This is a genomic window from Desulfomicrobium escambiense DSM 10707 (genome assembly GCF_000428825.1).
GTDB lineage: Bacteria > Desulfobacterota > Desulfovibrionia > Desulfovibrionales > Desulfomicrobiaceae > Desulfomicrobium > Desulfomicrobium escambiense.
The window spans coordinates 59,793-73,254 of sequence record NZ_AUAR01000013.1 but is presented as its reverse complement, the minus strand read 5'-3'; the positions used below and the strand labels follow the sequence as shown (position 1 = coordinate 73,254).

The following is a 13,462-nucleotide window of genomic DNA, read 5'->3' as shown; positions in this document are numbered from 1 at the left end:
GGACCTGTATGCATTCCTTGATCAGCGTGAAGGTCATGCGGATATTCATGGGCGAGTCGGCCCGCTTCCAGGGCCAGGTACTGCACGAGGCCATCGTGGAGGCGGCACGGCAAAGGGGTATGGCCGGAGCGACCGTCTGTCGTGGATTCATGGGCTTCGGGGCCAACAGCCTCATCCATACGGCCAAGATACTGCGCCTGTCGGAAGACCTGCCCGTCGTGGTCGAGATCGTCGACAGGCCAGATCGGATAGACGCCTTTCTGCCCGTGGCCGACTCCATGGTCGACGAGGGGAGCATCGTTGTCAGCGAGGCCCAGGCGGTCTTCCACCTGCCGTTGCGCATCCGCGACGTCATGACCGAGGACGTGGCCACCGTCTCGCCTTCGACCCCGCTTGCCAAAGTGGTCGAACTGCTGCTGCAGAGAAAGGTCAAGGCGGTTCCAGTCCTCGAGGGCAAGACGATCAGGGGCATCATCACCGGCGGCGACCTCCTCTCGCGCGGCGGGATGCCACTGAGCCTCGACGCGCAGTGCAGCCTGCCGGCGAACATGCGGGACGAGCATGTGCGCTGCCTCGATTTCAGAAACCTTGTGGCCGGGGACATCATGACCTCGCCGGTTCAGACCCTGAACATCAAGACCAAGGTCAGCGATGCGGTGCAGCTCATGGCCAAGGGCGACATGAAACGCCTCCCGGTCGTGGCCGACGACGGCACGCTCATGGGCATCGTCAGCCGGGCCGACGTGCTCCGGGCCATCGGCCATGCGTCCGTTGTGGCCGGGCATCTGGACGTTCTGCCCGACACGACCCGCGGCACGGCAGCAGACGTGATGTTTCGCGACGTGCCCACAGCGGGACCAGACACCGCGCTCCCGGACATCCTGGATCAGATTCTGGCCTCGCCCCTGCGCAGGGTGGTCATCGTGGACGAAGACATGAAAGTCATGGGACTGGTCCACGACCGGGACATCCTGAACGACTTCGCCCGTAAAAACGCGCCCGGGGTCCTGAAAAACCTCATCGCCGCGCTCTCCCGCAAAGAAGGTGCAGAGCCGGATATACAGGGCGCAGCGCGGGATGTCATGACCATGGACAGCATCACCATCCACCCCGAAATGCCCCTGACCGAGGTCATCCGCACCCTGACCGAGCGCAAGGTCAAGCGGATTCTGGTCGTGGACGGCGGAGGGAGGCTTTTGGGCATGGTGGACAGGGACACCGTGCTGAAATGCCTGGCGGGCTGAAGTCCCGGTATTCGATGCGCGGCTTCTGTCATTCATGGCGACCGGCTTGTTCAAGCCGAACGAGACCCACATGCGACTGACAATTCGGCATCGATGTCCTCAAAATCCCTGATTTGCGAGGCAACCCGACAGTCCGAGTCAGGCGCAACCAGTTCCCAACGAAGGTATCGCCAGAGCTTCCTTCGAGTAGAAATACTGAAGAACGCCTACCTCGCGTTGCATAGGCAGGGATTCCTCCAACTTTGAGGCGTGGATGATGGCTAGGACATGGCGCAGGCTTTTCTTTTTTCGTGTCGTATAAGAAAAATATTGCGGAAGTAGATGATGAAACCCGTGGATTGTCCGATGATGAAGACAATATCCCGACGGAGAATCGCGTAAACGAGGAGGAACAAACTGCCAAACAGGCTGAAATACCAGAAATTGACGGGAATTACGCTGCGGCGCTCTTTTTCAGAGACAATCCACTGCCAGAAGAAGCGCATGAAAAAAAGGGACTGTCCGATAAAACCAATTGCCAGCAACCAGAACTGTGATGATATTTCCATGACATATCCACTGAATATAGACATTGTTTGAATTTATTCCTCCATTGCGACGAAGGACATTTAGAAAATTTTTTTACAAAATTTAATAGATTGATTTGAAATTTTTAAATAAAATAAATAGAAACAAAGCGTTCGCCAGTAATATGATTACAGGATGCCTAAACAAGAATGGTCCGATATGGACGATTGAATTCAATTCAGCCCAGTCGTCAAAATCAAAGTGTGCAGATGCCGGCAAAATTCTTTCTGATACCATATCTTTCCCGACAGTCAACGCAAGGGCGTGATGGAATTGTCGTCCTTGAGATTCATGTAGATGAGAACCTCCTCCACCTGTTATGATATATTCCACTCCGTTCAACCGTGTGCGGTTATAGCCATGAAAATCCGCGGCCACGGCGTAATCTATCTTCAACTTTTTAAAAATCTGCATGAATTCATTCTCATCCGCGGTATGGCGTTCCTTGATGTCCGGCGAAACCCATGGCGGTATATGCATAAAGACGAAGCGATTGCGATATGATGCCAATGTCCGTGTGTCCAGTGAGCGGAGATATTCCAAGGATTCATTATTGGAAAATCTGCTGTCGAGATGACTTATGAAAATGAATATATTGTCATTGTAAACAAATGAAAAATTTCGTGGTCCGTAGTCCTTTTCAAACGCGGCTAAAGGATACTTTTCCGGATCAACATCATGATTGCCAGGCGTGAAAAAGACCGGGCAGGCAAAATTGTATTCCGCAGATTCCCGCTTGTAATACGCGTGCTGATCCATGGAACCTCCGTCGACCCAGTCGCCGAGAATGACGACGAAATCCGGCCGGGCCTTGTTGATTTCCTCGGCCAAGCCTTCAAAGGTGCCCGTGCTGCGTGGATCGCCGACCACCACGAAGGTGAACGGATTTTCCGGATCGGATGCGGGCAAGGATGCACGCACCTTTTCAAAATTTCCGAAATTTTGAGGGAGCGCAGCCTGACGGGCGACGTATGTCACGACACAGGCATATATTTGTATACCGGCGAGGAGTACATATAACACAATCATGGTCAATACGAAATAGCGTCTATAAAATGTGTGCATCATCTTCTCGGAAAATGTGACGGAAAAAGATCGTACTATTCCGTTTTATGACGTTTGAGAGTGACAAAATACATGTTCTGCCCTGAAAAATCGGACACAGCCAATCGCTCCATAGGCCCATACCCCTGCAGCATATCCGGCAGAGCAGGATTGTCCCTGCGCGAAACAAAGTAAATTTTGTCAGGGAGTTCAATGCTGGAGTACTCGTCAGGTTCCAAAGGCTTCTTGCCGATGACCCACGCGTCCTGGAACTTGAGGGATCTGTCGGAAAAGACGGGTCCGTCCGCGGTGAAAGAGCGGATCTCCGCGAGAGGCATGGACATGTCCCCAGCGGCGGGCTGAACAATGGCCGGCAGCGCCAGGCAGCACATGCCAAGGATCGAGAACTCGGCCATGAAGAGAGCCGTCGGATGCTGCGAGCGGCAGAGCCGGTACAGAAGCGCCGCAGCCAGTGCGGCCGCCAGCGCGACTGCGGCCAGTTCAAGACCGTCCAGGGCGGGAAATCGTGGCCGCAACCAGATCAGTGCCATCGGTACAGCAAGGCACACAAACCCGAAAACCGCGGCGTTCGCCTGTACAAGCATGCGTCCCAAACGTCCGCCTTTGTGCGTGTCGCGCAGCAAGCCCGTCACGTACACGCCCATGAGCTGGCAAAGCGGGATGAGAACGGGCAGCAGATACCGGTCCTTCTTTTCCGGGACGAGCATGAGCAACAGGACGCAGCCGAAACTCCACAGCACCGGACGCCAGTAGGGCAGCAACGGTTCGATCAGCGGGCGCGCATGACCCGGCCAAAGCGCGGCGCAGGCAAGCAGGACCCAGATTCCCGTCATGAGCGGAAATTGCAGGTAGAACCAGAACGGCTTGGTATGCTCCACGATCCAGGCCGCCTGCTCCGTGGCCACCATGCGGGAGAAGTCATGCGGCATGGCCAGCCAGGCGGCCGCAAACCAGACGGATGACAGCGCGATTCCGATTCCAAGAGCCAGACCCAGTTCCTTCCCGTGCGCCCGGACCCCGTTCAAGCCGCCTGTCGAGACGAAGGACACGGCAAAGGGCAGCAGCAGGGCATAGTAACTGACCGGCCCTTTGCTCAGGCCGGACAGACCGAGCAGCAGCCCCGTCCCTGCGGCCAATTTTCTTCTGGGACCGGGCGAGTCGACAATCACCGCCACGCCCCACAGGGCAGCCAGCATGAAGGCGTGGCAGTAGATGTCCCAGCTGTTGCGCCGGGCCATGAGCACGAACATGTAACTGGTGGCCAAAAAGGCCGTGGCCCACGCGGCGGCGGCCGTACTCCTGGTCCAGTGGCGGGTCAGCCCGAAGAGCGATACAGCAAGAAGCAATCCGGCCAGGGCCGACGGTATGCGGTTCACGGACAGGTCCGTGTCCTGCCCTTCGTTGCCGGTGAGCATGGCCGCTGCCGTGAGCCAGGTCGGCAAGGGCGGCTTGGCCAGGCGCGGCTCCCCGTGCAACGTGGGCAGGAGCCAATGTCCCGTCTCGATCATTTCCCGGGCCGTGATCAGGTTGCGGGCCTCCATGATGTCCACGCCGAGCACGTCCCGGTGCGCGAAGAGCGTGGCGTACAGCAGGAGCGCCAGGCCGACCAGGGCTCCCAGCAGAGGAATCAGGCGAGATCGATCTGCAGTCATCAGCCCTCCTTGTGCGTCGGCGACGGGAGCGTGGCAGCGCCTGCTGGCGACGTTTCCCCATCGTCCGCCTTCAACATGGCGTCAGGGGACCAGCGCAGGAGGCCATGCTGGAACATGTGGCTTGCGCCCTGGAAGTAGGCGATGTCCCTACGCACGAGGGGGTCCTGCTCGCTGCCGGCCGATTCGTCGCTCAGGCCCAGGGCGTCGTCGTGGCGGCGAATTCCCTTTTTCGGACTCAGGATGGCGAGGTTGTGCCCGTCAAAGAGGCCCAGATGTTGGTAATTGCCGATGAGCGCTCGGCCTACCGAGGCATCCTCGCGCAGCACGTCCCGGCCGAAGAAGGTCGAAGTGTAGTCGAGGTTCAGCAGGCCGAGCAGGGTCGGGGCCAGGTCGATCTGGCTAGCCAACGTCGGTACTTCACGCGGTTCGAGGATTCCGGGCGCTAAAATGAAGAGGGGGATGCGGTACTTCTCCACTGGCAGGTCTTCCTTGCCGGCGCTGTTCGCTGTGTGGTCCGCGACGAAGACGAAAACCGTGGACCCGAACCAAGGGCGGTGACGCGCTTCTTTCAGGAATGCGCCGATGGCGTGGTCCGCGTATTTGACGGCCCCCTCACGGCCGTACCCCGACGGGATGTCGATGCGGCCTTCGGGGTAGGTGTAGGGCCGGTGGTTGGACGTGGTCATGAGCTGGAGGAAAAACGGCCTGCCCACGGCGTGGTCGATGTCCGCCTGCCGTAGGGCCTGGGCGTATAGGTCCTCGTCGCACATGCCCCAGGCGTTCTTGAAGGTGATTTCCTCCTCCGGAACGCTCGTCTGGTCGATGATGCGGTACCCGTTGCCGCCGAAGAAGGCGTTCATGTTGTCGAAATAGCCGCGCCCGCCGTACAGGAAGACGCTGTCGTAACCCCGCGCTTCCAGTTGGCGGCCGAGGCTCGCGTACCCGGATTCCCGTCCCAGGCGCTTGACGATGGAGCGCCCGGGGGTCGGGGGCATGGACAGGGTGATGGCCTCAAGGCCCCGGTCCGTGCGTGTGCCAGTCGCGTAGAAATTGCGGAAAAAGAGACTCTCGGATTTGAGGTGGTCCAGATTTGGGGTCAGGCCCCGCTCATCGCCAAAACAGCCGAGATATTTCGCGCTCAAACTCTCGATCGTGACGACGATGACGTTCATGCGCCGGAAGGCTCCCGGGTTGTCGATTTTGCGGCGAATGTCCTGCGGGTCGTCGCTGACGAAGCGGGCGCCGGGTTCGGCCACCTCCCGGCGCAGCAACGCCCCGACTTCCTCGTCCGGCAGGGTGGCATAGAGCTGGGCGTAGTCGAGTTCGTTGTTGCGGAACGCCGCGAAGAACTGGAACGGGCCGTTGGCCGCGAGTTCGCGCTGCATGGTGCTGCCGCCTGCGGCGAAATTCTGCCCCACGAATGCGGTCACAAGAAGGCTCGTCCCGGCGACGGTCGCGAGCAGCCGCCATCGACCGCGCCGCGACAGCTGGGGCGCCCTGAAGGCCCTGTCCATGACCTTGCCCGACAGGGCGACCCCGGCCGCCGAGAGCACGACGAGCATGGCCAGGAGGGGATAGACGGGGTACGATTCGAGGATGTTGTTGATGACTTCGTTCGAATAGACGAGGTAGTCGACGGCGATGAAGTTGAATCGTACGCCGAACTCGTCCCAGAACAGCCATTCCGAGACGGCCGTGAAGAGCATGACGAAAAGGCTGACCCCCATCAGGCCGCGCAGCAGGCCCTTGTGCCACCCTGATTCCCAGACCGATGCCGGGCACAGGGCGAAATGCAGTGCCACGGGCAGCGCCGCATAGCTGAGGAAACTCAGGTCATGGACCAGGCCGAGGCCGAAGATGCCCAGCATGCCGACCACGCCGGCATTGACATCGCCCAGATGACTTGCCAGCAAAACGAGGCGTGTCAGAGAAAAAACGGCCAACCAGGCGCCCAGGATGATGGCCAAACAGCGGACCTGGGCATATCGTACAAGGGACATGTGCATTCCTCCATGGTGTTGTCCCATACTACCCGCCCGGCCGTGAGCTTAATGTCGTGCCGTCGTGAAAAATTCGTGAAACCCCAATCCAAGGCCCGCATCCATGCGCATCCTGATCGTTGAAGACAACCCCGACATCCTCGCCAACGTGCTCGATTACCTCCAGCTCAAGGGGTACAGCGTCGACTGCGCCCAGGACGGGCTCGGAGGCCTGCACCTGGCCGCAACCCAGACCTACGACCTGATCGTGCTGGACGTCATGCTGCCCGGCATCGACGGTTTCCAGATTTGCAGACGGTTGCGCGAGGACGCCCGGCTCGACGTCCCGATCATCATGCTCACGGCCCGCGACACGCTGGACGACCGCATCCGCGGGTTCGGCACCGGCGCCGACGACTATCTCGTCAAGCCCTTCGCCCTGTCCGAACTGCACGCGCGCATCCAGGCCGTGCTGCGCAGGAGCAGGGGGGGGCGGGGCCGCGAGTTGCGGGTCGGCGACCTTTCCTTCGATGTGGAGACCCTGCAGGTCCGCCGCGCGGGGAAAACGCTCAAGCCGCATCCCTTCGGGCTGAAGCTGCTGGAGATCCTGATGCGCAAAAGCCCGGCCGTGGTTCGCCGCGAGGAACTGGAGCGTGAGCTCTGGGGCGACGACTGCCCCGACAGTGACAGCCTGCGCAGCCACATCCACCAGCTGCGCCAGGTTGTGGACAAGCCCTTCGGCTCGCCGCTGCTGCACACGGTGCACGGTATCGGGTTCCGACTGGCGGAGACGGCCGATGACCTCTAGGCTCCCCTTTTCCCGGCGCATCGCCATCGCCTTCGTGCTCATGACCGTGGTCGTCAGCGGCTCCTTTTCCCTTGGGATCGTGGCCGTGGTCCATTTCGTCGAGGATCAGCTCATCTCGAAAGAGCTGCGCGGCAAGCTGAACATGGTCCTCCACGAGGACATCAAGGCCGGCAGGGAGCCGCGCCTCGACGCCCGAACCCGCTTTTTCGCCTCGAACTCGGCAGATCATCCAATCCCGGAACGTTTCGCAGACTATCCCGAGGGGTTCACGGAAATCGAGGAGGAGAACGAGGCCACCTACGTCTACGTCCTGGAGGCCAACGGCGCGCGGTACATGCTTCTGCAGGACCAACGGGATTTCGAGGAAAGGGAGAAGATTCTCTTCTCGGTGGTTCTGGCGGGCTTTCTGCTGTGCATCGTCCTGTCCTGGGGCCTTGGCGTGGTCATGGCCCGGCAGGTCATGGCGCCGGTAGCCAGGCTCGCCGGACAGGTCCGGCACCCGGACCAGCTCGACACCAGCACGGCCCCGCTGGCCCCGGACTATGCGGACGACGAAATCGGGCATCTGGCGGCCGCCTTCGACACGACCCTTGGACGGCTCCGCCGGTCCATCGAACGCGAGCGCCTCTTCACCAGCGACGTCAGCCACGAGCTGCGCACGCCGCTGATGGTCATCTCGACATCGTGCGAACTGCTGCTCGAACAGCCGCTTCAGGACGGCCAGCGCGCGCAGCTCGAACGCATGGCCCGGTCCGCGCGGGACATGAACGACCTGGTCCGGACATTCCTGCTGCTCGCGCGGTCAGGCCCGGCCGAAGCCGCTGAGGCGGCCACGCTGGCCGACGTTGCGCGTGAACAGGCCGAATTGTGGGAGCCAGCGATCCGCGCCAAGGGACTGGCATTCGAGCTGATCGACGAAGGAGCGGACACGGCCGGCCACAACCCGACTTTCCTGCGCACGGTCATGGCCAACCTGCTGCGCAACGCGCTGCATTACACGGCCGGCGGCACGGTGCGCCTTGTCCTGGAACGGAACGGCTTCAGGGTCGAAGACACGGGCATGGGGATTCTCGAGCATGAGAGGGACCGCATCTTCGAACCCTTCGTGCGCGGCGCGGCCGCCAGGGGCGAAGGCCTGGGGCTCGGGCTGTCGTTGGTCAAGCGCATCTGCGAGCACAACGGCTGGGAGATCGCGGCCCCGAGCTGTCAGGAGACCGGGGCGTGTTTCAGGATTTCGTTTGGCGCGTGCCGGGCTATGGATGAGGCCCGAAACGGATGAGGTTGTGCACCCCCGGGAACGATCAAAATCAACCCGCACCCCGTCACGGGGACAGTGCAGGAAGCGTTGGACGCAGGCCATGAGAATTCTCCACGTCCTCAGCCAGAAGCCGGACTTCACGGGCAGCGGGAAATACGTCCAGGAAATGATCCTGCAGGGCCGCGCCAGGGGGCATGAGCCGTTCCTCGTGGCCGGAGTGTCCGCGGACTTCGCGGTGCCGGCCGAACTGATCGCGCCGCGGCACGTTAAACTGCTCCGTTTCGACGGGCACGACCTCGATTTCCCGGTCATGGGCATGAGCGACGTCATGCCGTACCCCAGCACGGTCTGCTCCTCCCTGACCAGGCTGCAGGTCATCGAGTACAGGGCGGCCTTCCGCAGGATCGTCGCTGCAGCCGTGGCCGACTTCAGGCCGGACGTCATCCACAGCAACCACCTCTGGATGGTCACGGCCGAGACCCGCGAAGCCGCGCCGCACATCCCCCTGGTGACCACCTGTCACGGTTCATGCCTGCGGCAGCATCGCCTCTGCCCTGACCTGGGGAACGCCCTGATCGGGCCGCTGCAACGCATCGATCGCATCATCGCGCTCTTCGGGCAGCAGAAAAGGGAGATCGTGGACCTGCTGGACATCGACCCGGACAGGGTGGACGTCATCAGCGGCGGGTACAACGAACTGTGTTTTTTCTCCGAGGGCCGGGACCGGATTCCCGGCCGGGTGCAGCTACTCTACGCGGGCAAGCTCGATTCCTCCAAGGGCGTGCCCTGGCTCCTGCGCAGCCTGCGCCAGGTCGAGGCGCCGTGGCACCTGCATCTGGTGGGCGGCGGCAGCGGGGCGGAACGGGACCTGTGCCTGCGGCTGGCCGCCGAGCACGGTGACCGGGTCACGGTTCACGGCGTTCTGTCCCACCGGGAACTCGGGGGCCTCATGCGGCTAAGCGACATCTTCGTGCTACCCTCGTTCTTCGAGGGCCTGCCGCTGGTCCTGCTGGAAGCCATGGCCTGCGGCTGCCGGATCGTGACCACGGACCTGCCCGGTTCCAGGGAGCTGTTCGGCGACTCGCCGCCGCCCATGGTGCGCATGGTGGAACTGCCACCCCTGGAGACCGTGGACAGACCGTTCAAGGCCGACGAACCGCTGCTGGAACTGCGGCTGTCGCGGGCGCTGCGGGACGCCGTCGCGGATGTGACGAGGGGAGTGGGAATTGACCAGGACTATGTCCGCATAACCACGGAGCCCTTCGGTTGGGAGGGCATCTACGCCCGCGTCGAAGTGGTGTACGGGAACGCCATGAACGCTCAAGCGGAGGTTTAGAAATGGATTGCGACAGCGGCGATGTCGTCGTGCATCTTGAAGCGCGGATAGTACTCGATATCGGGGTCGGCAGCCTCGCGGCCGCGCACGTGGTCGCGAAGTCCGCGCAGTCCGAGTTCGCACGCCATGCCCACCAGACATGAGTAGTCCTTTTTCCGCGCGGGGGACGAGCACGGCACGTCCAGCCCGTCGGTGAACAGGAGCACGCTCTTCACGTTGCCGACAGGCTCCGTGCCCGCACGGAAAAAGCCGATCGCCTCCCGCTCTCCATTGAGCACGCCATAGTCGCGGTTCATGCCTTCCCGCACCGTCTCAATCAGCGCCTGCACCTCCGGGTGAAAGCGACCTCGCTCCCTGATCATGCACAGGGTCGAATAATCGTGGTCTTCCCTGACAGCCGGCAGCCTGAAGCCTCCGTCCCCGTCGATGAAGACCACCTGGCAATCGCCGGTCTGGAACCACTCGACGGCCCCGTCCCGGAGCCGGACCACGGCGGCGCTGGCGCTCCACAGTCCGCGGCGACTCGACATGTCCACCCGGCGGGACTCCATGCCGGCCCTGATGGCGTCGTTGGCCTCCACTCCGAGCCGCAGCAGGGGATGATGGTTGCGCAGAAATGCCTGCCCGGCGATGGAAGAAGCCAGGGATCCGCCGCTCTCACCGTCCCCGAAACAGGCCCCGTCCAGACTGGTGGCGCCGTCGAACACACCGAAGATGTTGCCGTCCATGATCAGGCAGTCTTCGTTGCGGGCTCCGGAGCCCTGTTCGAGAATGTGTTCGATATGCATTGCGGCGTGCTCCTTCATTCAGCCTGTGAATGCAACCTGGGGCTATGTCAAAACGATTGATGCGATGGATGCGCCGGGCCGCAATCGAAAACTCCTATCGCTTGTGGCATGTCGAACACGCCAGTGGCACGCAAGAAAGGCCGGGAAGTTGCCTTCCCGGCCTGCCGATGGAGGAGGCCCTTAGGCCTTGCTTCTGGATCTCGAGCCGAACAGTCTGGCGAACATGGCCTTGCGGTTCATGAGGCCGGGCATCGACGCGTCGGCCACCGAGTACGGGTGGTACGATTTGGGATCAACCTGGTACAGATAGATGACCCTGGTGGACTCGGCGTCGCCCAACACCGCGTCCGGGTATTTCTTCTGCACCTCGGCCAGTCGTTTTTCGGCCAACGCCAGCATTTCGTCCCGATCTCCGAAGTTCATGGTTCCGGTGGGGCATGACTGCACGCAGGCTGGCTTCAGGCCGTTCTGCACGCGGTCAAGGCACATGGTGCACTTGGTCATGACCTTTGTTTCCGCGTTCTGACGCGGAATGTTGTAGGGACAGGCCTCTCGGATTTCATCGAAATCCGGGAGATCCTTGGTCCTTTCCGTGAAGATGACTGCACCCGTGGCCTCGTCCTGGATGATCGCCTTGTCGTCGTAAGCGTCGGCGGTCATCTTGCACGGGGGTTCGGTGCAGTGCCGGCACTGTTCGGGGAAGAACAGCCAGGCGGCCATGAAGCCCTTGTCGTCGGCCACTTCCTTCATGTGCACGGTCTTGTAGGTGATGGCCGAGACGTCCATGGGGTTCTGATGGGACCCGTGGTTTCTGGTCTCCTCGGCCGGGAGCTTGTTCCACTGCTTGCAGGCCACCTGGCAGCCGCGGCAGGCCGTACATTTGGTCAGATCGACGAAGAATGATTTTCCGGACATGTTCGCTCCTTACGCTTTCTTCACGTTGACCATGAAGGCCTTGGTTTCCGAGATGCTCGTGTTGGCGTCGCCGACGCTGGGCGTCAGCAGATTGGCCGCGTCGCCGCCTTCCTTGGGCCAGATCCAGCCATAATGCCAGGGGATGGCGACGAGATGCATCGGCGTGCCCATGATGTTCATGGGCTTCAGGCGCTTGGTGACGATGGCTATAGCCCAGGTTTGGCCACGCGGGTTCTCCAGAATGACCTTCTCGCCGTTTTTAATGCCTTTGACTTCTGCCAGTTCCTCGCTCATCTCGCAGAACATCTGGGGCTGGGCCTCGACCAGCCAGGGCTGCCAGCGGGTCATGAGGCCGGTCTGCCAGTGCTCGGTGACGCGGATGGAAGTGCAGATGAAGGGGTAGCGCGGGTCGCACACGGCGCGCTTCTTCTCCTCGCCGGCAAAGATGAGCGCTGCGGGGTTGTTGAGCGTCTTGGAGAACGGGTGCTCGGCCACGGGGCATTCCATGGGCTCGTAGTGCTCCGGGAACGGGCCTTCGTTCAGGCCGGGGCCGTAAAGGGCGCCCATGCCGTGCTGCTGCATGATGAACGGGTGCTTGGCGCCGGCGTCGCCGCCTCCGTCGACCACGTCGATGAGCCACTTCTTGTTCGCTCCGTCCCAGGCCAAAACAGGCTTGTTTGGCTGGTAGGGCTTGCCGTTCAGGTCCACCGAGGCCCGGTTGTAGAGCACGCGCCGGTTCATTGGCCAAGCCCAGGACCAGTTGGGGAACATGCCGACCGTGGCCTGCTCGGGCGTCTGCGTCTTGTCGCGGCGCTCGTAAAGGTTGCCCTTGTCGGTATAGCCGCCGCAATAGATCCAGTTGCCGGAGCAGGTCGAGCCGTCGTCTTTCAGGCTGGGAAAGCCGTTGACCTGGCTGCCGGCCTTCATGACGGTCTCGGTGCCGTCGGCGGCCTTCACCACCGTGTCTTTGAGGTAGTAGCCGTTGATGAGCTTGGCCACCTTTCGCGGCTCGAACTCATGCCCGTTGCCCCAATCCTGGGTGTTCAGCCCCAGGATTGGTCCGGGGAAGGCGCCCTTGTCCTTGGAGTACATCTCCTGGAGCTTCAGGGCCAGTTCATAGATCAGGTCACCGTCGGGACGGCACTTGCCCATGGGTTTCGGGCCGGCGTAGCGCCACTGCACCCATCGGCCGGTGTTGGTGATGGACCCTTCCTTCTCCACGGACACCGCGCATGGCAGGAAGAAGACTTCGGTCTTGATGTCCTTGGGGTTCATGTCCGGGCCCTTCCAGAAAGAGCCGGTCTCGTTCTCGTAGATGTTGACGTTGACCATCCAGTCCAGCTTGGTCAGGGCTTCACGGGTCTTGTGGCTGTTGGCGCCGCTGACAGCCGGATTCATGCCCCAGGCGAAGAAGCCCTTGAACTTGCCCTTGAGCATCTCGTCGAAGAGGACCAGCCAGGAGGCGTCCTGGCCGTCGTCGAGCTTGGGCAGCCACGAGTAGCCGGTGTCGAGGTCCGCGTCCTTGAACATGGCCTTGAGCAGACTGGCCATGTACTTGGGCTGGTGCTGCTTCCAGTTGACGCTCTTGTCGACCCGGACGGAAAGGTGCGGCTCATCATGTACTATCCGCAGGAGATCGGTCGGAACATGGACGAGATCGTCCGCACGGTGAAGGCGTTGCAGGTTTCGGACAAGCAGGGTGCGATACCTGCCGGGTGGCCCCATAACGAGCTTATCGGCGACCGGGTAATCATTCCCCCGGCGACCAGTGAAAAGGATGCGAAGAAGCGCATGGAAGAACACGAATGCTACGACTGGTGGTTCTGCCACAAGGAACTGAAGAAATAGCG

General features: G+C 61.4%; 11 protein-coding genes and 1 pseudogene. 5 read left to right on the top strand and 7 right to left on the bottom strand.

Annotated elements, in window-relative coordinates; all coding sequences use genetic code 11:
• Positions 1 to 8: 8 nt before the first annotated feature.
• A complete protein-coding gene (locus tag G394_RS0111420; RefSeq protein ID WP_028577768.1) occupies positions 9 to 1,244 on the top strand; it encodes a DUF190 domain-containing protein in 1,236 nt (411 codons plus the stop codon).
• 260 nt (positions 1,245 to 1,504) lie between these two features.
• On the opposite strand, the gene G394_RS0111415 is transcribed toward G394_RS0111420, so the two are convergent.
• The 4 genes from G394_RS0111415 to G394_RS18945 all read right to left on the bottom strand — a co-directional run bounded on the left by G394_RS0111415 (position 1,505) and on the right by G394_RS18945 (position 6,528).
• Positions 1,505 to 1,729 carry a lipid-A-disaccharide synthase N-terminal domain-containing protein gene (locus tag G394_RS0111415; protein WP_245578326.1) on the bottom strand — a complete coding sequence of 75 codons (225 nt, stop codon included), beginning with the start codon at positions 1,727 to 1,729 and terminating at the stop codon, positions 1,505 to 1,507.
• Between the two features lie 145 nt (positions 1,730 to 1,874).
• The gene (locus tag G394_RS20800; RefSeq protein ID WP_169725557.1) at positions 1,875 to 2,876 is read right to left on the bottom strand and encodes a metallophosphoesterase family protein; all 1,002 of its coding nucleotides are present in this window, start codon (positions 2,874 to 2,876) and stop codon (positions 1,875 to 1,877) included.
• Positions 2,877 to 2,911: 35 nt separating this feature from the next.
• Positions 2,912 to 4,528, bottom strand: coding sequence for an ArnT family glycosyltransferase (locus G394_RS18950; RefSeq protein ID WP_051307133.1), 1,617 nt, complete (start codon positions 4,526 to 4,528; stop codon positions 2,912 to 2,914).
• Positions 4,528 to 6,528 carry an LTA synthase family protein gene (locus G394_RS18945; RefSeq protein WP_051307132.1) on the bottom strand — a complete coding sequence of 667 codons (2,001 nt, stop codon included), beginning with the start codon at positions 6,526 to 6,528 and terminating at the stop codon, positions 4,528 to 4,530. The genes G394_RS18950 and G394_RS18945 overlap by 1 nt, the downstream gene beginning before the upstream one ends.
• Positions 6,529 to 6,631: 103 nt before the next feature.
• Here G394_RS18945 and G394_RS0111395 point away from each other — a divergent pair, with 103 nt between their 5' ends.
• The 3 genes from G394_RS0111395 (at position 6,632) to G394_RS0111385 (ending at position 9,909) form a co-directional block, all read left to right on the top strand.
• Complete coding sequence (locus tag G394_RS0111395) at positions 6,632 to 7,315, top strand: response regulator transcription factor (RefSeq protein WP_028577765.1); 684 nt, start codon at positions 6,632 to 6,634, stop codon at positions 7,313 to 7,315.
• The gene (locus G394_RS0111390; protein WP_028577764.1) at positions 7,305 to 8,594 is read left to right on the top strand and encodes a sensor histidine kinase; all 1,290 of its coding nucleotides are present in this window, start codon (positions 7,305 to 7,307) and stop codon (positions 8,592 to 8,594) included. The genes G394_RS0111395 and G394_RS0111390 overlap by 11 nt, the downstream gene beginning before the upstream one ends.
• 79 nt (positions 8,595 to 8,673) lie before the next feature.
• Entirely contained in the window at positions 8,674 to 9,909 is a 1,236-nt protein-coding gene (locus G394_RS0111385) for a glycosyltransferase family 4 protein (RefSeq protein ID WP_028577763.1), read from the top strand.
• On the opposite strand, the gene G394_RS0111380 is transcribed toward G394_RS0111385, so the two are convergent.
• The 3 genes and pseudogenes from G394_RS0111380 to G394_RS18940 form a co-directional block, all read right to left on the bottom strand.
• A complete protein-coding gene (locus tag G394_RS0111380) occupies positions 9,906 to 10,697 on the bottom strand; it encodes a protein phosphatase 2C domain-containing protein (protein WP_028577762.1) in 792 nt (263 codons plus the stop codon). The two genes, G394_RS0111385 and G394_RS0111380, sit on opposite strands and share 4 nt — an antisense overlap.
• A gap of 180 nt (positions 10,698 to 10,877) precedes the next feature.
• Positions 10,878 to 11,612 carry a 4Fe-4S dicluster domain-containing protein gene (locus G394_RS0111375; protein WP_028577761.1) on the bottom strand — a complete coding sequence of 245 codons (735 nt, stop codon included), beginning with the start codon at positions 11,610 to 11,612 and terminating at the stop codon, positions 10,878 to 10,880.
• Positions 11,613 to 11,621: 9 nt separating this feature from the next.
• Positions 11,622 to 13,199: pseudogene (locus G394_RS18940) on the bottom strand (molybdopterin dinucleotide binding domain-containing protein); the annotation flags it as partial.
• A 60-nt stretch (positions 13,200 to 13,259) separates the two neighbouring features.
• Here G394_RS18940 and G394_RS18935 point away from each other — a divergent pair.
• The gene (locus G394_RS18935; RefSeq protein ID WP_211226258.1) at positions 13,260 to 13,460 is read left to right on the top strand and encodes a peroxiredoxin; all 201 of its coding nucleotides are present in this window, start codon (positions 13,260 to 13,262) and stop codon (positions 13,458 to 13,460) included.
• The last annotated feature ends 2 nt before the right edge of the window (positions 13,461 to 13,462 follow it).

What these genes read in the sequence shown, in the direction of transcription:
- G394_RS0111375 (WP_028577761.1), bottom strand. Translation starts at nt 11,612, where the DNA reads ATGTCCGGAAAATCATTCTTCGTCGATCTGACCAAATGTACGGCCTGC.
- G394_RS0111390 (WP_028577764.1), top strand. Translation starts at nt 7,305, where the DNA reads ATGACCTCTAGGCTCCCCTTTTCCCGGCGCATCGCCATCGCCTTCGTG.
- G394_RS0111395 (WP_028577765.1), top strand. Translation starts at nt 6,632, where the DNA reads ATGCGCATCCTGATCGTTGAAGACAACCCCGACATCCTCGCCAACGTG.
- G394_RS20800 (WP_169725557.1), bottom strand. Translation starts at nt 2,876, where the DNA reads ATGCACACATTTTATAGACGCTATTTCGTATTGACCATGATTGTGTTA.
- G394_RS0111385 (WP_028577763.1), top strand. Translation starts at nt 8,674, where the DNA reads ATGAGAATTCTCCACGTCCTCAGCCAGAAGCCGGACTTCACGGGCAGC.
- G394_RS18945 (WP_051307132.1), bottom strand. Translation starts at nt 6,528, where the DNA reads ATGTCCCTTGTACGATATGCCCAGGTCCGCTGTTTGGCCATCATCCTG.
- G394_RS0111420 (WP_028577768.1), top strand. Translation starts at nt 9, where the DNA reads ATGCATTCCTTGATCAGCGTGAAGGTCATGCGGATATTCATGGGCGAG.
- G394_RS18950 (WP_051307133.1), bottom strand. Translation starts at nt 4,528, where the DNA reads ATGACTGCAGATCGATCTCGCCTGATTCCTCTGCTGGGAGCCCTGGTC.
- G394_RS0111415 (WP_245578326.1), bottom strand. Translation starts at nt 1,729, where the DNA reads ATGCGCTTCTTCTGGCAGTGGATTGTCTCTGAAAAAGAGCGCCGCAGC.
- G394_RS18935 (WP_211226258.1), top strand. Translation starts at nt 13,260, where the DNA reads ATGGACGAGATCGTCCGCACGGTGAAGGCGTTGCAGGTTTCGGACAAG.
- G394_RS0111380 (WP_028577762.1), bottom strand. Translation starts at nt 10,697, where the DNA reads ATGCATATCGAACACATTCTCGAACAGGGCTCCGGAGCCCGCAACGAA.